General features: G+C 51.4%; 1 protein-coding gene. It reads left to right on the top strand.

Annotated elements, in window-relative coordinates; all coding sequences use genetic code 11:
• Nucleotides 1–247 (top strand): hypothetical protein (locus ACYP03_RS27385; protein ID WP_459782857.1); only part of this gene is annotated, 247 nt, incomplete at both ends.

Here is a 247-nt window from a genome sequence, read left to right on the forward strand (position 1 = left end):
GATCGAAGTTCTACCGTTTAATTGAAGCATCGCTGTACGGCGGTATTTCCAGTGCCATTACACGCTCGCTGCGCGATTACCTGCTGCCGCATAACTCTGGTGTGAAAAAAGCTTTCCAGGATATGGAAGCGGCGCTGCGTGAAAACCGCATGACGCTCGAAGCCATCAAGGTTACCCAGAGCGATCGTGACCTGTTTAAACATCTGATCACCGAAGCGACCAATTATGTGGCGGCCGATTACATGCG

Source organism: Photobacterium sp. R1 (assembly GCF_054600795.1).